Source organism: Sphingomonas sp. P3_C6, from assembly GCF_056402595.1.
Genome location: NZ_JBFUHB010000012.1, coordinates 32900 through 49720, shown reverse-complemented (window position 1 = coordinate 49720; position 16821 = coordinate 32900). Strand labels below are relative to the sequence as shown.

At 61.8% G+C, this 16821-nt stretch carries 17 protein-coding genes; 9 read left to right on the top strand and 8 right to left on the bottom strand.

What is annotated here, in order from left to right; genetic code table 11:
* Positions 1-76: 76 nt before the first annotated feature.
* Positions 77-409 carry a hypothetical protein gene (locus AC1DT7_RS13340; RefSeq protein ID WP_478036488.1) on the top strand — a complete coding sequence of 111 codons (333 nt, stop codon included), beginning with the start codon at positions 77-79 and terminating at the stop codon, positions 407-409.
* Positions 410-1048: 639 nt separating this feature from the next.
* On the opposite strand, the gene AC1DT7_RS13335 is transcribed toward AC1DT7_RS13340, so the two are convergent.
* The 4 genes from AC1DT7_RS13335 to AC1DT7_RS13320 form a co-directional block, all read right to left on the bottom strand.
* Positions 1049-1372, bottom strand: coding sequence for a hypothetical protein (locus AC1DT7_RS13335; RefSeq protein ID WP_478036487.1), 324 nt, complete (start codon positions 1370-1372; stop codon positions 1049-1051).
* A 54-nt stretch (positions 1373-1426) separates the two neighbouring features.
* The gene (locus tag AC1DT7_RS13330; protein WP_478036485.1) at positions 1427-1762 is read right to left on the bottom strand and encodes a hypothetical protein; all 336 of its coding nucleotides are present in this window, start codon (positions 1760-1762) and stop codon (positions 1427-1429) included.
* Between the two features lie 56 nt (positions 1763-1818).
* Complete coding sequence (locus AC1DT7_RS13325; RefSeq protein WP_478036484.1) at positions 1819-2130, bottom strand: hypothetical protein; 312 nt, start codon at positions 2128-2130, stop codon at positions 1819-1821.
* Positions 2131-2198: 68 nt separating this feature from the next.
* Complete coding sequence (locus AC1DT7_RS13320) at positions 2199-2633, bottom strand: hypothetical protein (RefSeq protein ID WP_478036482.1); 435 nt, start codon at positions 2631-2633, stop codon at positions 2199-2201.
* A 247-nt stretch (positions 2634-2880) separates the two neighbouring features.
* Here AC1DT7_RS13320 and AC1DT7_RS13315 point away from each other — a divergent pair, with 247 nt between their 5' ends.
* The 3 genes from AC1DT7_RS13315 (at position 2881) to AC1DT7_RS13305 (ending at position 5820) form a co-directional block, all read left to right on the top strand.
* Positions 2881-3222 (top strand): hypothetical protein, encoded by a 342-nt coding sequence (locus AC1DT7_RS13315; RefSeq protein ID WP_478036481.1) that lies wholly within the window; start codon positions 2881-2883, stop codon positions 3220-3222.
* A 742-nt stretch (positions 3223-3964) separates the two neighbouring features.
* Positions 3965-4774 carry a L,D-transpeptidase family protein gene (locus AC1DT7_RS13310; protein WP_478036479.1) on the top strand — a complete coding sequence of 270 codons (810 nt, stop codon included), beginning with the start codon at positions 3965-3967 and terminating at the stop codon, positions 4772-4774.
* 128 nt (positions 4775-4902) lie between these two features.
* Positions 4903-5820 (top strand): ThuA domain-containing protein, encoded by a 918-nt coding sequence (locus tag AC1DT7_RS13305; protein WP_478036477.1) that lies wholly within the window; start codon positions 4903-4905, stop codon positions 5818-5820.
* A gap of 255 nt (positions 5821-6075) precedes the next feature.
* On the opposite strand, the gene AC1DT7_RS13300 is transcribed toward AC1DT7_RS13305, so the two are convergent.
* The gene (locus tag AC1DT7_RS13300; RefSeq protein WP_478036476.1) at positions 6076-9111 is read right to left on the bottom strand and encodes a TonB-dependent receptor plug domain-containing protein; all 3036 of its coding nucleotides are present in this window, start codon (positions 9109-9111) and stop codon (positions 6076-6078) included.
* Between the two features lie 976 nt (positions 9112-10087).
* Entirely contained in the window at positions 10088-10390 is a 303-nt protein-coding gene (locus AC1DT7_RS13295) for a hypothetical protein (protein ID WP_478036474.1), read from the bottom strand.
* A 660-nt stretch (positions 10391-11050) separates the two neighbouring features.
* Here AC1DT7_RS13295 and AC1DT7_RS13290 point away from each other — a divergent pair.
* Together AC1DT7_RS13290 and AC1DT7_RS13285 are read left to right on the top strand one after the other, a co-directional pair.
* A complete protein-coding gene (locus tag AC1DT7_RS13290; protein ID WP_478036472.1) occupies positions 11051-11308 on the top strand; it encodes a hypothetical protein in 258 nt (85 codons plus the stop codon).
* Between the two features lie 135 nt (positions 11309-11443).
* The gene (locus AC1DT7_RS13285; protein WP_478036471.1) at positions 11444-12280 is read left to right on the top strand and encodes a TIGR00266 family protein; all 837 of its coding nucleotides are present in this window, start codon (positions 11444-11446) and stop codon (positions 12278-12280) included.
* A 122-nt stretch (positions 12281-12402) separates the two neighbouring features.
* Here the strand turns inward: AC1DT7_RS13285 and AC1DT7_RS13280 are convergent, their stop codons facing one another.
* Positions 12403-12666, bottom strand: a complete 264-nt coding sequence (locus AC1DT7_RS13280; protein ID WP_478036469.1) for a hypothetical protein — start codon at positions 12664-12666, stop codon at positions 12403-12405.
* A gap of 566 nt (positions 12667-13232) precedes the next feature.
* Between AC1DT7_RS13280 and AC1DT7_RS13275 the strand changes: the two genes are divergently transcribed.
* Both AC1DT7_RS13275 and AC1DT7_RS13270 read left to right on the top strand, forming a co-directional pair.
* Entirely contained in the window at positions 13233-13682 is a 450-nt protein-coding gene (locus AC1DT7_RS13275; protein WP_478036468.1) for a hypothetical protein, read from the top strand.
* Positions 13683-13832: 150 nt separating this feature from the next.
* Positions 13833-14336, top strand: a complete 504-nt coding sequence (locus AC1DT7_RS13270; protein WP_478036467.1) for an NHL repeat-containing protein — start codon at positions 13833-13835, stop codon at positions 14334-14336.
* A gap of 343 nt (positions 14337-14679) precedes the next feature.
* Here the strand turns inward: AC1DT7_RS13270 and AC1DT7_RS13265 are convergent, their stop codons facing one another.
* Complete coding sequence (locus AC1DT7_RS13265) at positions 14680-14853, bottom strand: hypothetical protein (RefSeq protein WP_478036465.1); 174 nt, start codon at positions 14851-14853, stop codon at positions 14680-14682.
* A 508-nt stretch (positions 14854-15361) separates the two neighbouring features.
* On the opposite strand from AC1DT7_RS13265, the gene AC1DT7_RS13260 reads away from it, so the two are divergent.
* Entirely contained in the window at positions 15362-16486 is a 1125-nt protein-coding gene (locus AC1DT7_RS13260; protein ID WP_478036464.1) for an aldose epimerase family protein, read from the top strand.
* Positions 16487-16821: the final 335 nt, after the last annotated feature.

Below are 16821 nucleotides of genomic sequence, written 5' to 3'. Positions count from 1 at the left end.
CCAGCGTGGAAACGACGCTGCATTGCCTCGATGACGCAACCTCGCCGCAAATTTGCCGGGGAATGACATCGTGAAAATGAGCCTGATACTGGCCGCCTCGGCATGCTGCGTCATGGCGCTGCCGGCCCAGGCATCCGACGCGTCGAGCGGCACCATCACCCAGCCGCAGGCGACGCAGAACGGCGCCGTGATCTTTGTGCATTCGGGAACGCGCACGGCAGCGCCGGCCTGCGGCGCAGGGTACGCCACGCGTTGGGCGGTCGATGCCAGCACCCTCCAGGGGCAGGCCCAGCTATCGGTGCTGCTGACTGCCTATGCGCTCCACAAGTCGATCACCATCCACGGAGCCGGCACCTGCTCCATCTGGGGCGATACGGAGACTGTCGGGATCATATTGATCAACGAATGATCGCTGCCGGGTGTTTCCTGGTCTAGTCCTCGACGGCGAAATAGAGGACCGTCTCGGTGTCGCCCCAAGTCGCGCAACCGCCAGTTCCCGTGACCGAGATGCGCTTATGCAAGCTATATGCCGTCAGCAAGGTCGCTGCCATTGTCTGGCCTTCTGGCGTGCTCACATTGATCACCCACCGATCTATCGTCGCACAGGATGGCCTCGTCGATCGAGATCCCGTTTGTCTGAAAAACAAACCGCCGGGGGCGGCGGGTTGCACACCTATAATATAGCCCATACTGGCGCCGCTCGCGTCCGCTGACGCGGTCGTCGGCAAGCACAGGCCCGCTAGAAGAATGCTGATCGCTCTTAGTGGCCGCTTGTTTTCTGTCTTTCGCATCGATTTTCCTCGAAACTCATATGGAATTATTGAGCTTATTTCTGATTCACATATTAAATCGTCAAAGCAACGGCGTGGTCCAGGTGTGTCATCCGATCACGTTAGTTACTGGATCTAGAGTTGTGGAGCGAAACAGTCGAAACGATCGAGCTGCCGGGTGAATCGCAGCCGATGAGATAGAATTTTATTTTGGGAGGAGGAGTCGTAAGCTGTCAGCGCCGCGATCTACGCGTAGCTCGAATGCCGCACTATGCGGATCATTCGATCATGACGGATATGATGATCGAATCATTTCCGCGGCATCCGTCGATCACCAGCGATATGTTCTTTCCTGCCATATAAGCGGAAAGAAGCATTGGCTGGATCATTTGGTTATTGGCATTGGTCGGGTCGGTGACATAGTTGCTGGTATGCACGCACCCGTTCCCGACGACTGGAGCGGTCGTGGTCACTGCCATCGAATTCGCGCCCCATTCGTTCCAGACTTTCGTTATCTTGCCCGATGTCACGACGGACGCGGCACTAAGCTGGCCGGGGACCATCAGGGCCAATGTCAAGATGAATTTGTAAGAATACCTCATGCCAGGCGTGCCTCGATATTCGGTGTCATTGTCGCAGGATGATTGGACGCTGTTCTAGAATTGCCCGACCTGCAGGACCTCGCCGCCCGCGCTGGCCGACGCGACATAGATGCTTATCGGCCCCTTCAGCGCCGCAGCGGACAGCAGTGCCGAGAATTGGGCCTGCCCCGCGGGCCTGGTCAGGTCGATATAATAAGCGCCGCAGCAGCCGAGCCAGCCTGCGTTGAGCGTGCCAAGATTCCGCAGATAGACACGATTGTCTGATGTGGCCGCATATTGGATCAGGGACGCATTGCTGACCTGAAGCGTTTCTGCCCGGGCGCTGCCGGAAAGGCCCGGTCCACAAGCCGCGAAGGCGACGGATAGCGCGGCGATCCAGATGTTTCTCATGTCAAGTCCTCGTTGTCCGATCGGTTGATTGCACGATGCGTAGCCCACCATCAGCATCAGTACTGGGCGAAATAGATCCGGCAAAAGCCGCTTGCCTCGCGAGTGACCTGCAGGATCACTGTCTTGTTGAGACTGTAAGCTGTACTAAGACCAGCAATATAGGCATTGAAAAGTCCCGATGTCCGGTCGACGAACCCGAAGTTCAGGCTGCAATTCGCCATGGGTACGTTCAGGAATACGCGGAAGTCCATGGACCCCGTATCGTTTATCTGAATGATGGAGATCTTGCCGGTATAGGTGTCGGCGAACGCCGATCCGGGAAACAGGCCGATAAGCACCGATGCCAGTGCCGTTGCCATCTTCTTCACGATGGTCCCCTTCGAGAACTGAAATTCCGAAAATATCGCCTGAATGCCGCGTTACAGCGCCGGCATCATCACTTGCCACCATCGGTCGTGATGGCAGGCGCGGCGACGCGCAGCGGGACGGAGAGGGGGACCGAGGCGGGGATGGGGATGAGCTGGAAGCCCGCCAGCGGCACGACGATGAACGTCATCGAGCCCGGCGTTGGGGTGGGCGTCGGTGTTGGTGTCGGGGTGGGCGTCGGCGTTGGTGTCGGGGTGGGCGTCGGGGTCGACGTCGCGGGTGGGCAGGTCGGCGGCCCCCCTGCCGCGATATGATATTGCACGCGGTTGCCTGCCGGATCGAAGCAGGTGGTCATGGTGACCCCATCGCTCGGCCCGCCCGTCCGCGTGCTCGATATCAGCCGCCCGAGCGCATCATAGCTGTATTTGGTGGTCTCGTCGGCCGCCGACGCGGCGCCGCTGGCGAGCACTCCCGTGGCGACGCCGGTCAGCAATAGATACCGCATGCGCATGGCAGTCCCCCCGTAAGCAAAAACCTCGAGACGCCGGTGATGGCGTTACGAATGCTCGAGGACCGCCCTGCGGTGCCCGATGCGTCGCGTCAACGCAACCGGCGGGATTTTTGGCACCATTTCAGTGGCAGTTTCGGTTCTGGTTGACCCCGCGCGCAGGATACTTACGTGGCGCGTGACCACGCTGATGCCCGGTACCCGTCGGTGAGAATAATGACAATTTGACTGGAGATGCATCATAATGAAATTGGGTCGAGTATTTTCTGCCATGTGCGTGTCATTCGCGTTGCTCGTCGGTTCGCCGGCCTATGCCGACACGCTGCAGAGGGCAGGGAAAATCAAGTCGATATTTGTTTCTGGTGGCGAAAACTACGGATTCCGCATTACCATTTATTCCGCGGGCGGCGAGGATCAATTAACGGGCTGCTCTTATCATTTTGCCTATGTCAATTCGACGGACGATAATTATCAGACAAAAGTGTCAGCACTTCTCGTTGCATATGCTCAGCAGTCAGCGATGAATGTGACCATCTCCAGGGGAGGCGACAACTATTGCCATATTGTCGAGTTCGGGACTGTATAGGCGGCATTTATATTTCATTGGCGGTGCGTCCGACGTTACGGTGACGTGGTGTGACTCTGGGTTGAGACCGTCGCGGCCTGCTCTGCGACTGCCGTAAGCCCTGCTGGTCAAGGCACAGGTCCGTACATCGTGCGTAATCGAAAATGCTCCACGCCAACTACGCCCGGCCGATTCACCCGTCCCCAAATCCCTGCTGAAATCCGCGAACGCCCGCCCAGGGCAGCACCGGAGGACCGCCGCCATGCCCACACGATCGACATCAAGTAATGCGCCGAGAAAATATGATACCCCTCGCATAAATATGCAAATAGCGTGACACTATCGCCCAAGCACCCTGAATATGCTGCTCTACGTCTGCGGAAGAAAAGAGAAAGCAGAGAAGGGCGGTGCGCAAGTCCCGCTCGTACACTCCAACTGAATAGCCGCGATTCGGCCCTCTCCAGGGTGCCTCGCAAAAATCGCGCGTTACTTGGCGGCCGGCCCCTCGGTGCCGCCATCTCCAACGCGGCATCTTCACCTGTTCGGCCGCGATCCCCGATCGGCAGCCGCCTGTTCGTCAGTGGGATGGGGCCAATGATTGCCACGGCATTGTACAGGATATGGTACAATGTCCGGCCGGAATGTCAGCAACCCTCATGGCATTCCCAACACGGCCCCGATCGATTCAACCGATACGCGGGCATCGCTAATCCAGCCTCGTCCCCTGGGGCCCGCTCTTTCTATCTGTGGAACGACGCTTGGCATGATGTCGCTGCCGCGCGGCAACCCCGCGCCCGCCTGGCCTCCCGCAAATCCTGAACGCCGGGCCCATTCGTCCCGCTCCGGTACGCCCGGATTCAACGTCTGGAAATCCGTGCGGATTCGCGCGATCAGCCGCTTCATGACGATGCGTATCAGGGGGATCAGCCGGCCGACGGCGCTGTGGATCGGGGCGATGTTCCTGGCGCCTGCGGCGATTGCCGGCGGCTATGCGGTCGGCGCGCAGGATGCGCCGCGGCCGGTCGTTGCGCGGAGCATCCCGAAACTTACCCCGGCCCCCGCACGCGCCGTCGCGGCGCTGAAGGCGCGGCCGGCGCCCGAACCCGTCGGCTATGTCGTGAAGAGCATCCTGCCGATCGACCATGCCATGAAGCAGGGCGAATATTATTGGGACGAATCCGCCGCGCCGAAGACCGGGCAGATCGTGGTCACCGTCGATCTCGCGGCGCAGGTGCTGTCGGTGTTCCGCGACGGGCACGAGATCGGCACCGCGGTCGTCATCTTCGGGGGCGAGGACAAGCCGACGCCGCTCGGTGTGTTCAACATCACCCAGAAGGACGCCGACCACGTCTCGAACATCTACGATGCGCCGATGCCGTACATGCTGCGGCTGACCAATGACGGCATCTCGATCCATGGCAGCGAGGTCGGCAACGGCTATATCACCCATGGCTGTGTCGGCACGCCGCAGAAATTCGCGAAGCTGCTGTTCGGGGCGGTGAAACTGGGCGACCGCGTGATCGTCTCACGCGGCGAGACGCTCGGGCTCGGGCAGGCGATCCCCGCCGCCTGATACCGTCGGACTGAACGTCCGCGGCATTCCCTTGCATTCCCGCCCGGGTTACGCTCCATTTGCGAATCATATAGTATATTTGATTGCCGGATCCCGAAATCGGGGCGGGCAGAATGTGGGGAGAGTCAATGCTCAGGTCGGTGATCATCCGTTTCGGCCGTTCGATCGGCGGCGCGGTCGGTGTGGTGGCGCTCATATTGCTCGCGTCGGGCGGGAATGCCGCGCCGCCTCAGGCAGACACGGCGGCGCCCAAGAAGATTCTGTTCCTCGCCGGGCCGAAGGAACATGGCGCGCCCGGCCGGCATGAATATGAGAAGGACCTGCGCGAACTTGCCTGGTCGCTCGAGCATGCGAGCAACCTCAAGGGGCTCAGGACCGAGGTGATCGTCGGCAAGCCACCGCGCGACCTGAGCGTCTATGAAGACGCGGCCCTTATCGTGGTGGACGGCAATGGCGACTGGCTGAAGCGCGAGACCGGAATGCTCTTCCCCCAGGCGCAGGACACCGACGGGCGGACCTATGATGCGGAAACCACCGCCTGGCTGAAGAGCTTCGACGACCTGATCAAGCGCAAGCATATCGGCGTCGCGATGTTCCATTATACGATGTGGAACAACAATTGGGCCGGGCAGAAATACCTGCTCGACTGGCTGGGCGGCCTGTGGATTCCCTATTCGTCGTACAATCCGGTCGATACTTGGGCGGTGACGCCCTTCAAGGTGAAGCATCCGGTGCTGAGCGGCGTGAAGCCCTGGACGTTCCGCGAGGAGATGTATTCGCGCTATTTCCTCTTCACCAACCCACGGCGGACCGAACTGCTGCAGGGCATGCCCAAGGATCCGAAGAATGGCGGGCCGGACCCGATCTCCTGGGTCTATCAGCGGCCGGATGGCGGGCGGGCGTTCGTGTGGGGCGGCTCCGACTTCCACGACAATATGCACAAGCTCGCCGATTACCGCCGCTTCCTGCTGAACGGCATCGTCTGGGCCGCCGGGGGCGAGGTCCCGCGCGGGGGAGTCGTGTCGCCGCCACCGCCGGAGATGTGAGGGCGAGCCGGACGACGGGAGCGTGTCCGCTCCATAAAAAATGCCCGGATCGCGGACGATCCGGGCATCGAGTTTTACGCAATCCTGCGCTGACATCCATCGAGGGAATCGGCTGGACGTCAACGCAAGGTGAGGTTGCCCTCCTGCGCATCGCGGCCGCTCCGGCGTTACCAGTCCAAAGGAGTGGCCGGAGCGATCGTGATCCTGACCGGGAAAGGGGCGCCGCCAATGGCACCGCCCCCTTGCCGGAAGCCCTTAAAAGTCCACCTTCGCGCCGAAGCGGAATGCACGGCCGATGATACCTGCCTCGCCCACGACCGGGTTGTAGAGATAGGCACCATAGGTGGTGGCGTCGATCGGCGGCTTGCGATCGGCCACGTTCATCACATCGGCATAGAGCGTGAAGCGATCGTCGACCTTCACCTGGCCGTGCAGATCGACCGAGATGAACGACTTGACGTTGCACGGCTGGTACGCGTTGTCGCCGTTGGTCGGGACCAGGCCGCAATCGCCGGCGACACCGCCCGGCTGGTCTTCAGCCGAATAGTTGTAGCCGCTGGTGTAGTAGGCCGTCGCGGTCAGCGACCACGGACCCATGTCCAGCGTGTTCTGCCAGTTGCCGCGCCAGCGCTGCGTGCCGGAACCGGCCGTCAGGTTGAAGTTGCCGAGCGTCCCCGCATAATGCTGCACCGTCCCGTTCGGGAAAGTCGTGTTGAGGTTGATGATGTAGGTCGCCTCTATGTCCGAGGTGAACTTCACCTTGCTGCCGATGTTGAACATGCCGCGTGCGCCGAAATCGAGGCCCGAGGTGTTGATCTTGTTGGCATTGATGAAGCTGCCCTGGGCGAAGGCGACACGGCGCATGGCGTTGGGGTGATCGGGGTCCGGCTCGTCTGGCGTGATGGTCACGCCGTCGAAGCTGGTCTGGCCGGTCGCGTAGTAGTTGGAGATGGCCGAACCGAAGTCCACGCTGGTGATCGCGTTGGTCTTCTGGATATTATAATAATCCACCGTGAAGCTGACATTGTGGATCGGCTCGAACACCGCGCCCGCGGTGAAGTTGCGCGACTTTTCCGGCTTCAGGTTGGGATTGCCGACGGTCGTCTCGCCAACGCAGACATTGGTCAGGCACTGGGTGATGTAGAGGTTGTTCGCACCGCTCGGGGTCTGGTGCTGGGCGATGAACTCCGGGCTCAGCGAAGACAGCGGTGCCGTCACATAGCCGGTGGTCGGCAATGCGCCGGATTCCGCGAAGCTCGGGATACGGAAGCCGGTGGAGAAGGTGCCGCGGATCGCGAGTTGCTTGATCGGCGTGAACTTCGCACCGATCTTCGGCGAGAAGTTGCTCTGGCCGGTCGAATAGTGATCGTAACGGCCCGAACCGTTGATCTCGAGCTTGTCGAACACCGGCGCGTTGATTTCGAAATAGCCGGATTCGACTTCACGCTTGCCGGTCGCACCGAAGGCGTTCAGGCGGAAATACCGATCGGTCGGGCCGTTATAGTCCGGGTTGCCGCTGGGATCGTACAGCGATTCATGCCGGAACGCAGCACCGACCGCGACCTGGAGCGGACCGCCGGGGAGCTGGAACAGCTCCTTCGAGAGGCTGCCCTGGATCTGGTACAGGTGCGAGTTCTGGTGGTTGATCTGGGTCGGCGTCAGATAGTCGAGCGCCGCCTGGCTGGTCTGCTGCGGATTGACGAAATTGTATGAACCGTCAGCGACCTCATCGAGCAGATGCTGGATATTGACGTAACCCTTTGCGGTGGTCTGCAGCTTGCTGATCATCGCGGTGCCGTCGATCGCATAGTTCCAGTCTTCGCCGAAACTGCCATGCAGGCCGAGTGCCCCACGGAAGACGTCGCTCTGCGAGGAGTTGAACTCGGTGCTGGTAGGCAGGCGGCCGGCGATGCGTGCCACTTGGCCCTGTGCCGCGAACGGGTTGTTCGGGTTGAGGGTGCCGTTTGTGGCGGTGCAGGCCGCGGTCGTACCGCGTGCGCAGATATAGACCGGCAGGGTCAGGACGGTGTCGCCGGCGGCAGTGGTATAAGCCGGGAAGTCGATACCGGCCGGTGCCGCTGCACGAATGGTGCTGGCGAGGCCGCCATAGGAGGACTCGCTGCGCTCATAGTTGAACTCGCCGGTCAGCTCGGCACTGCCGACATTCGCGGTGAGATGGGCGGATACGCCCCAGCGCTGCATCTTCGGCTCGATCTGGCCGTAATCATGCGTGATGTCCTGCTGGCAGACCGTGTGCGGGGTCAGCGCGGGAATCGGGTTCTTGTCATCATCCAGCGCGGGGTTGGCATCGGCATATTGCGCAGCGGTCAGCGTATAGGGCGTCAGGCCCTGGCAGCCGTTGAGCAGTTGATAAGCGCCAAGGGCGTTGGTGTTGGTCGCGTCATACGGGCGGACCATGAATGCAGTGGTACGGGTCGACAGGCCGTTATAGGCCCCGTTGGTGACGCCGTTCTCGATATTGTTCGGGCCGCACACGCCGTTGAAGCAGATGCCGGACTGGTTGTCGGTGTTGTACGGATAGCCGCGGTCGCGGTTGTAGAGCGGGGCGCTGTTCAGATAATGGGCGCTGACATAGGCGTTGAAGCCCTGTTCGCCCAGATCGCCATAACCGAAGGTCGCGCTCAGCCGGTGGTTCGCAGCATCGCCGCGCTGGCTGACGCCGGCCTCGGCGGTCGCATGGAAACCCTTTATCTCCTTCTTGGTGATGATGTTCACCACGCCGGCGACGGCGTCCGCGCCATAGGTCGACGATGCGCCATCCTTCAGCACTTCGACCCGGTCGACGATCGCGTCGGGGATCGTGTTGAGGTCGACGAAATTGCGCGTGCCGTCATCGGCCAGCGGGTAATAGGCCGCGCGCAGGCCGTCGAACAGCACCAGCGTCGACGAGGTGGTCAGGCCGCGCAGCGAGATCGACGATGCGCCGCCCGCGAACGCGCCATTGGCGGTGAAGCTGTTGGTCAGCGCCGGGCCGTTATTGGCCGAGAGCGTCTGGATCGCGCCCTGCACGGTGGTGATGCCGCGCTTCTCGATGTCGTCGTTGGTCAGGACGGTGACCGGCGAGGGCGTCTCCGTGTCGGTGCGGCGGAACAGCGAACCGGTAACGACGATGTCGCTGCCTGAGGCGCTGTCGGCGGCCTGGTCGGCTTGACCGGCGGCAGGATTGTCCTGCGCAAAGGCTGGTGCGCCGACGAGCGACAGGAACGCAGCGGCCGACGCGGCCCCCGCGAGCAGCCGCGCCTTACGCAGGGATAGGGGGGAATTGGACACAGAGATGCTCCTCACTGATCCGCGGCGACGCGCAATCGCCCCGCTTCGCGGACTATTGTTTTCAAGCCTCTTGGGACCATGCATCCCGGCCCCCCGAGACATGATGGAGGGCGCATGAAACCCGCCGCCGGGGGCTGTAAAGAAGCCGTAACAAGGGTCGCGATTTTGGGATGATGACGTGCCGAAAAAGACACGAAATCCGTCAGATAGTCCGGTGCGGGCCTATTATGGGCGCCTCCCGGTCCGAAGGGTGGCGCGACGAAATGGCCTGGAACAGCCCCTTGCGCGCCAAGTTCCGGCGTCCTGTGCTGCCGGTCCGCCAACATCGATGGCGGAGAGAAAGATGCGATATACTAAAGGGGTGTCGGCGCTGCCGTCCCGGACTCGCGATGACCTCACGCCGGACTTCATGGCCTTTTGACCGCACTCGGTGAACGGTCGCCTGTTTCGCGGGGCGGCGATGCAGCCAGTCGAACAAAGGCATTAGAAGCAATAGCCGGCGCAATTCGCCGTCGGCGGCTGGCAAGGTGTTCGATATTCAGGATACGACCAAAAGGGACTGCATCGGCCGGTTGTAGGGGCGTGTCGTCGCTGGGCACGTGGCGAAGCTTGACCTCAGATGAACGGATACCGCGGTCAAGGATACATACAACCGATCCGGGCCCAATATCGGATCAATCCACCCACGATGTGGGTGAATGCCGGGGCCGGTCAATCGAGCTACATGACGCCTACATGAACTTGTTGTCATAATCCGCGGATAAGCGCGGTTGGTACCGGCGGGGCGACAGCGTCTTCGCCTATGCGAGGACGCCGGGATACGAGACCTATCAGGGGCTCGGCTGGTACGGGTGCATCGAGAGCGCGGTGGATTCGGAGTGGGACAAAGGCGCCTGACCGGTACATTGCGCCGGACGCGGGAGGGGCGAGTCATCGGCTCGTATGCCGACACTATCGCCGCGCATGATGTCTTGGTTCAGATTCCCGGCTTGAGGCTGAAATAGGAGCGATAGGCGAGATAGGACGAGCTGCTGCCACCAGCCTGAGCGCGCTCGGCCTTTTCGTATTGGGCGCGGCGATATTGCGCGAGTGTAAGCTCCCATCCCCGCCCGGTCATGCATCGCGGCGTTTCGGTCGGCTGGCCGGTTCCGTCGTGTTCGGGGAGACATACCACACGCTGTTGATCGGCCTTGGACAGCGCGCTGTGTGCCATGACCCCGACCGGCGAACACAGCAGGATTACGCCAAAGGTGCCAGCCAAGATAGTCGTGCGGGACATCGGTCTTTCCTTTATGAGTCGACAGATAGTGCTTTGGTAACATCGCCTGGTATCTTCCGCAAATGGAGCGCTTGCGCATCAATCTAAAAGAATCATTGCGGCAGCATTGTAGGCGAGCGAGCGGTTGACCCAATCGTTAGCACATAGGGGCAGTCAGTAGATTCGGTATCGTTGACTTGCTTCTGATCGGTTGACCATGACGCTGGGGGCCATCGGACCGTGCCGCGTTCGTCATGGCGCTGGCGGTATTGCCGCATAGGGGCGAGGTCGGTCGCGACCCTCAAACAGCGCGGCATCGCCGTGAATAGAGTCCGACCTGGACCTATTGGCACCGATGCCGACGACCTGCATGGCCAGCGTGAGTATAGCCGCCCGCCAATGGCGATCCGCCGGATGGGATGGGACGACGAGACGCCATCTCGCCGCGTGGCTCGCTAGGCCGGAATTTTAGATCGTTACAAGCGGCAGCGCTGATCATCGATGGAGAGTGGCTGGCCTCGCGGGCTGCATCGCGCCTTATCCGGACCATGACCGATTTAATTCCCATTCGGGCGTTTCCCGGTTTGCGTAGAGTACTGGCGGGGCCCTATATCAGAAAGCAGGAGTAGAAGCTCCACGGGGGTTGCTGTGATGCAGGTTTTTAAGCGGAAGGCGGCCGCCATGGTAGCCTTCCGCCCGGGCGTCTCGTCCGGACTACGGACGGGTGCCGAAGAGGCGATCCGGGCCGGACGGTACATGATCTTCGGTGGCGCGGAGGAAGGAACGGCGACTCTGTTGTTGAGCGGTGAGCCGAGGCTGGTCGCCGTCGTGCGCAAGGCAAGCGACGAGCCCGGTCGGGTGCCTTCATTCGACGTGCTGTCTGTGCGAGAGGTCGGCCCCGATATCGACCGAGAGCGGGAAGAACTGGGCCAGCTTTAGGATTTGTCATGCGTCGGAGGCGACCATCGTTTCCTTCGATGCCTACGGGCAGGCTCAGGCTCAGGCTTTGGGTTCCGGTGGCGAATCAGCGGGCTTCCCGGCTACGTTCCGCCCGAACAATCGGGAGTCCCCATCATGACCAACCCCAGCCCCTGGGCGCATCACCGCAGCGCCGGCATTGCCGACGACATAGATTTCGAGATCAAGGGGCAAGAGCTCCAGTTTCTCGAGATCGAGCTGGATCCGGGCGAAAGCGCGGTGGCCGAGGCGGGGGCGCTGGTGTGGAAGGACGCGTCGGTGGGCATGACCACGGTGTTCGGCGACGGCAGCGGCGATGCGGGCGGGGGCTTCATGGGCAAGCTGCTCGGTGCGGGCAAGCGGCTCGTCACGGGCGAGAGCCTGTTCACCACCGTCTTTACCCACAACGGCTCGGGCAAAGCGCGCGTCGCCTTCGCGTCGCCGACGCCGGGTGCGATCCTGCCGCTGAAGCTGGCCGATTATGGCGGGCGGCTGATCTGCCAGAAGGACAGTTTCCTCGCGGCGGCCAAGGGCGTGTCGATCGGCATCGAATTCCAGCGGCGGATGATGACCGGCCTGTTCGGCGGCGAGGGCTTCATTATGCAGAAGCTCGAGGGGGACGGCTGGGTGTTCGTCCAGATGGGTGGCACCGTGGTCGAGCGCCAGCTCGCGGCCGGCGAGCAACTCCATGTCGATACCGGCTGCCTTGCCGCCTATACCCAGGGCGTCGATTTCGACCTGGTTGCAGCGGGCGGGGTGCGCAGCGCGCTGTTCGGCGGCGAGGGACTGTTCTTCGCGCGGCTGACCGGGCCGGGCCATGTGTGGATCCAGTCGCTACCCTTCTCGCGCCTGGCCGGACGCATGCTGGCGGCAGCGGGCAGCCGCGGCGGCCAGAACCGGGGCGAGGGATCGGTGCTTGGCGGGCTTGGCGACCTGATCGGGGGTAACCGCTAGGGCTGGGCGTCAGTCTTGCCGGCCGAACCGAGCGGGCCCTGACGCGGCCGAGTGGCTAACGACCGATATTATCCCGATGCCCCCGACGACGAGACGGAGTAGGATCCGCCTACCTGGCCCGATCAGGCCAGATAGGCGGTTTCGCCGCCGTCGTCGCCGATCGCGGTGTGGAATCCCGCCGGTGGGGCTAGGTCGTCGAGCACCGAGGCGTCCATGTCGGGCGCGGAGCCTTCGCCGGTCAGATCGATCAGTGCCTGGTCGAGTCTCAGCCCGACGGCGATGAGCCCCATCTCGTCAGCCTTGGTGAGGGCTGCCCTGATCAGGGCGGCGAGATCCTGCTCGTCGGCGGCGCGGCCGGAGGCGGCCTTGCGATCGGTGCCGCTCATGACACGGCTGCCTTAGACGGAGAATGGTGCCGGCCCTGCCGGTACGAGAACTGGATACGCATAAACATGACCTTTCATCGTCGATGATGGAGCCATTTGGAAGAGGTTGCAACGACGCGCTTACCCGTTTTGGGACTCCGAGCCTTTACTGAGGCCTGTTTCTATTTGGTTTCATGATGAACCTAGTGGTGTGGCCAGTCTTATGGAAACATATAGACTTGCAATATTTTCGGCATCTCTTCGAATTTGCATAATATATCCGCGGTCCGTATCCAGGCGGCGCATCATTCCGTTGGGCATGAGCGCCCCAGAGGTGGGATGCAAATTGCCGAGTCGCTGTAGATCAGAAACAGAAATGCCCATGTGTGCCAAAGGACCGATGGGAGCGGCTGACCGTCCCCCGCATGATGCGTGGTGCAAATGATCCTGTATCCGGAACAGATGAACGCGTGCTGCAAGCCGCGTTCCGTGCACATTCAGTTGGACATACCTATATAAGTTAAGAGCCGGCACGGGCCGACGTTCATTCCGGACGTTCTCATCGCGCCGCCCCGAGGAGTGAACCGATGAAATCCCTGTTTGCCAAGGCGGGTTTTGCGCTCGCACTGAGCGCCACCGCCCTGACCGTCGCCGCCCCTGCCGAAGCCCAGCGCTATCGCGGCGGATATCGTGGCCATGACAATACCGGGACCGCGATCGTGGCCGGTGTAGCGGGCCTGGCAGTTGGTGCGGCCCTGGCGTCGAGCGCCAATCGCGACCGCTATTATTACGATGATGGCTATTATGATGGCGGCTATTACGGCCCGGCTTATGCTCCTGCCTATTATGGTCCGAGCTATTATGATGACGGCTATTATCGCGCCCCGCCGCGCGTCTATTACGACCGCCGCGTCTATCGCGGTTATGATCGCGGTTACCGCGGCTACCGTGGTGGCTATGGCGGCGGTTACGGTCGTGGCGGCTACGGCGGTGGCGGCCATGGTCGCGGCGGCTATGGCGGTGGGTACCACCGCTAATACCTGATCTGACCCGGTATCGACGCTGCACGCGTTGACTCCCTGCCGCCCGGCCAGCGATGGCCGGGCGGCTTCTTATGTGTGGCCTCGTCACGCCTGCTGGCCTGCCCATAGCCCTTCCAAAGCCTGAAAGCGGCGGGGGAGAGATACATGCGGCGTTGGTGGATCGTGCCCACGACGACGCTGGGCGAGATCACCGCGGTCACGGTGGATTCGGAGAACCAGCTATGGGTGCTGCACCGGCCGCGAAGCCCGTCCGAGGAAGACCAGCCGAACGCGGCGCCGGCGGCGATGCTGTTCGACCGGACGGGCACCTATGTGCGCGGCTTTGGCCGCCCTTCGACCGCGTGGGAGTGGCCGGCGATCGAGCACAGCATTGCGGTCGACAAAAGCGGGCGGGTTTGGATCGCGGGCAATTCCCGGACCGATCCGGGGGCGGGCGACGACATGCTGCTCGAATTCACCAATGACGGGAAGCTGATCTACCAGATCGGCCGGCGCGGCGCGAGCATGGGCGAATTCACCGGCCCGCACCCGATCGCGACCGACAGCAAGGGCGGTGCTGTATGTCGTCGAGGTGCAGGGGCGGCGGAAGCTGCGGCTGGTGCCAGTGGGACGGTAGCCGGGGGAGGCCTGGCGAATGTATTTCAGTGAAACGACTCGAAGATAGTTAACGTCGTCCCGCATTGGTCATCGCAAAGGCAAGTACAGTGATTCTACGGGCTTTGGCAGGCCTCGACTCGGCAAGGATAAGGGTAAACACCTAGTTTACGAATTGCCCGAATGAGATTCTATGGTGGTCAACCAACCGAGTTCGGGGTCGCCCGTTTTACGGTGGTAAGGTCGGACCGAGGGCCGCGATGGCGATCTTTCGGGCCGACTTCCTAAGCAAGCTCGATGATCGTTGCATGCCTGCGAATTCTGGAATTCCGGTGGCCACCGAACACTGGGATTCGCAGTGCACGTCCCGACGGGCGTCGCCGACCAACCTCGGCCGTCACGCCTCGAAATACCGCTCTCCAGAGCCACGCTTGATCGTTACCTTGGCGTCTTTGGTGGGCGCGCGCGCGGTTCTTTCCGCATAATAGCGTACGCGATATTTGGGCGGATCGTTCCAGAGCTTGCCGAGGAAATAAATGAAGTGGCCGAGTGCTACGATTGTACCTTTCAATAGTAACGCTGTCAGCCATAACGGCAAAGAAACGGGTATGAATATTAGAAATATTCTTCTCGTCGATCTTTGCCAATATCGAGGTGAGGCAAGTTTAGGCCATAGAAGTTTAGCCATTTCAACGATCCCTCGAAAGAAATGATGGCCAGTGCACTTTGTGCCTCGCCGCTTAGTGCCTCACTCGGTGGTTCCTCGTTGAGGGAATGTGAATATTTACGGTAAGTGGAAATTTAAGGCGCCAAGAATGCTCTTATTTTTAAACCGTTTCGGCCATTTGCGGTAGTGCAAAAAATGGAACGGAGCTGGCAAGCGCTGGATGCGGCCGAGGTGCCGGTGTGGCCAGCGGCCGGTGCACAAACCCGTTGGCATTGAAGAGTTGGCCGACGTCCAGGAACATCGTCAGCTGCAAGCCCGAACGCACATGGTAGGACCGGTGCGCAAGGGGTCGCCAAGTCGATTGGTGAGCGGCCTCCCAGCCGGTAAGAAGGGCGAAAACCGGAGAGGCCAGATGATCCGACCGACGCACCTGCTCATCGTGCTTGTCGCACCGCTTGTCGCGACGCCCGCATCGGCCGCGCCCGAGCGGAGCGTGTTCGGCACGACCAGCGAGGGACAGGCGGTCGATCGATACGTTCTGCGTAACGGGCATGGTTCGCGACTCGGCGTGCTGACCCTGGGTGCGGCGATCGACGAGATCAGCGTGCCCGACCGGGCGGGGCATATCGCCAATGTGGTGATCTCACTACCCGATGTCGGCGCTTACGAAGCGACGCCGACGGTCGGCGCGGTGATCGGGCGCTATGCCAACCGCATCTCGCATGGCGGCTTCTCGATTGATGGTGTGCGGTATCCCTTGTCGCCCGATCCGACCGCGATCGTCTCGCATGGGGGGCGCAAGGGTTTCTCGTCGAAGGTGTGGCAGGCGGAGCCGTGCGGCACGGCCGAGTGCCGCAGCATCACCTTGCGGTACCACAGCGCCGATGGTGAAAATGGCTTTCCCGGCGCTATGGATGTGGCGGTAAGCTATACGCTCGGCGAGGATGATGCGGTGCGTATCGACTATGTAGCGACAACGACGAAGCCGACCGTCGTGAACCTGACCAATCACAGCTATTTCAATCTGGGCGGAGACCGGGTGGGCAGCGTCGACGACCAGCAGATCCAGATCGTCGCCGACAGCTTCACCGTAATCGACGAGAAGCGTAATGCGATCGGCGAGATCAGGTCGGTCGCCGGCACGCCGCTCGACCTGCGCAAGTTGACCCGGATCGGTGAGCGCGCCGCCTCGAACGACCCGCAGATCGTGCTGGGCAATGGCTTCGACCATAATTTCGTACTTTCCAAGCCGGCGGGCGACGCGATCCCGGTCGGCGCGCGCGCCTGGGATCCGGCAAGCGGCCGCACCCTGGAGATGCGCACGACCCAGCCGGGCGTGCAATTCTATACTGCCAATCATTTCAACGGGAAACAGCGCGCGCGAGACGGCCGCATGCTGCGCCAGGGGGCGGGTTTCGCGCTGGAGACGCAGCATTATCCCGACAGCCCGAACCAGCCGGCTTTTCCATCGACGGTGCTTCGGCCGGGGGAAACCTTTCGATCGACGACGATCTACCGGTTCGGGGTCAGGCGGTAGGCTATCGCGAGGCTCGGCTAGCGTCGCCTGTGCTTGGCGGGGTTATCCTTGCGGAGGCTGCGCCAGACATCGTCCTTGCGGTAGATCATCCGCTGGCAATCCAGGCAATGCGACTGCCACACACCATCGACTTCGCGTGCCCCGTACCGCTCCGGCCGATGCCGGTCGGACACACACCTCAGGCGTTTGAGCACAGTCGCCTTCAACCTATCGAGCAATCCCGACTCCCTGAACTTCCCAGGATCGTTCCGGTGGCGGCGCACCGAAGGATCAGGGCGCGGGCCATAAAGCGGCACGTACCGTGCCGCAATATCAGGAATGTCGGATAAGTGATG

Coding starts and splice junctions, on each gene's coding strand:
- AC1DT7_RS13305 (WP_478036477.1), top strand. CDS start 4,903: ATGCTCAGGTCGGTGATCATCCGTTTCGGCCGTTCGATCGGCGGCGCG.
- AC1DT7_RS13290 (WP_478036472.1), top strand. CDS start 11,051: ATGGTAGCCTTCCGCCCGGGCGTCTCGTCCGGACTACGGACGGGTGCC.
- AC1DT7_RS13310 (WP_478036479.1), top strand. CDS start 3,965: ATGATGTCGCTGCCGCGCGGCAACCCCGCGCCCGCCTGGCCTCCCGCA.
- AC1DT7_RS13295 (WP_478036474.1), bottom strand. CDS start 10,390: ATGTCCCGCACGACTATCTTGGCTGGCACCTTTGGCGTAATCCTGCTG.
- AC1DT7_RS13335 (WP_478036487.1), bottom strand. CDS start 1,372: ATGAGGTATTCTTACAAATTCATCTTGACATTGGCCCTGATGGTCCCC.
- AC1DT7_RS13270 (WP_478036467.1), top strand. CDS start 13,833: ATGCGGCGTTGGTGGATCGTGCCCACGACGACGCTGGGCGAGATCACC.
- AC1DT7_RS13260 (WP_478036464.1), top strand. CDS start 15,362: ATGATCCGACCGACGCACCTGCTCATCGTGCTTGTCGCACCGCTTGTC.
- AC1DT7_RS13285 (WP_478036471.1), top strand. CDS start 11,444: ATGACCAACCCCAGCCCCTGGGCGCATCACCGCAGCGCCGGCATTGCC.
- AC1DT7_RS13340 (WP_478036488.1), top strand. CDS start 77: ATGAGCCTGATACTGGCCGCCTCGGCATGCTGCGTCATGGCGCTGCCG.
- AC1DT7_RS13320 (WP_478036482.1), bottom strand. CDS start 2,633: ATGCGGTATCTATTGCTGACCGGCGTCGCCACGGGAGTGCTCGCCAGC.
- AC1DT7_RS13275 (WP_478036468.1), top strand. CDS start 13,233: ATGAAATCCCTGTTTGCCAAGGCGGGTTTTGCGCTCGCACTGAGCGCC.
- AC1DT7_RS13315 (WP_478036481.1), top strand. CDS start 2,881: ATGAAATTGGGTCGAGTATTTTCTGCCATGTGCGTGTCATTCGCGTTG.
- AC1DT7_RS13280 (WP_478036469.1), bottom strand. CDS start 12,666: ATGAGCGGCACCGATCGCAAGGCCGCCTCCGGCCGCGCCGCCGACGAG.
- AC1DT7_RS13330 (WP_478036485.1), bottom strand. CDS start 1,762: ATGAGAAACATCTGGATCGCCGCGCTATCCGTCGCCTTCGCGGCTTGT.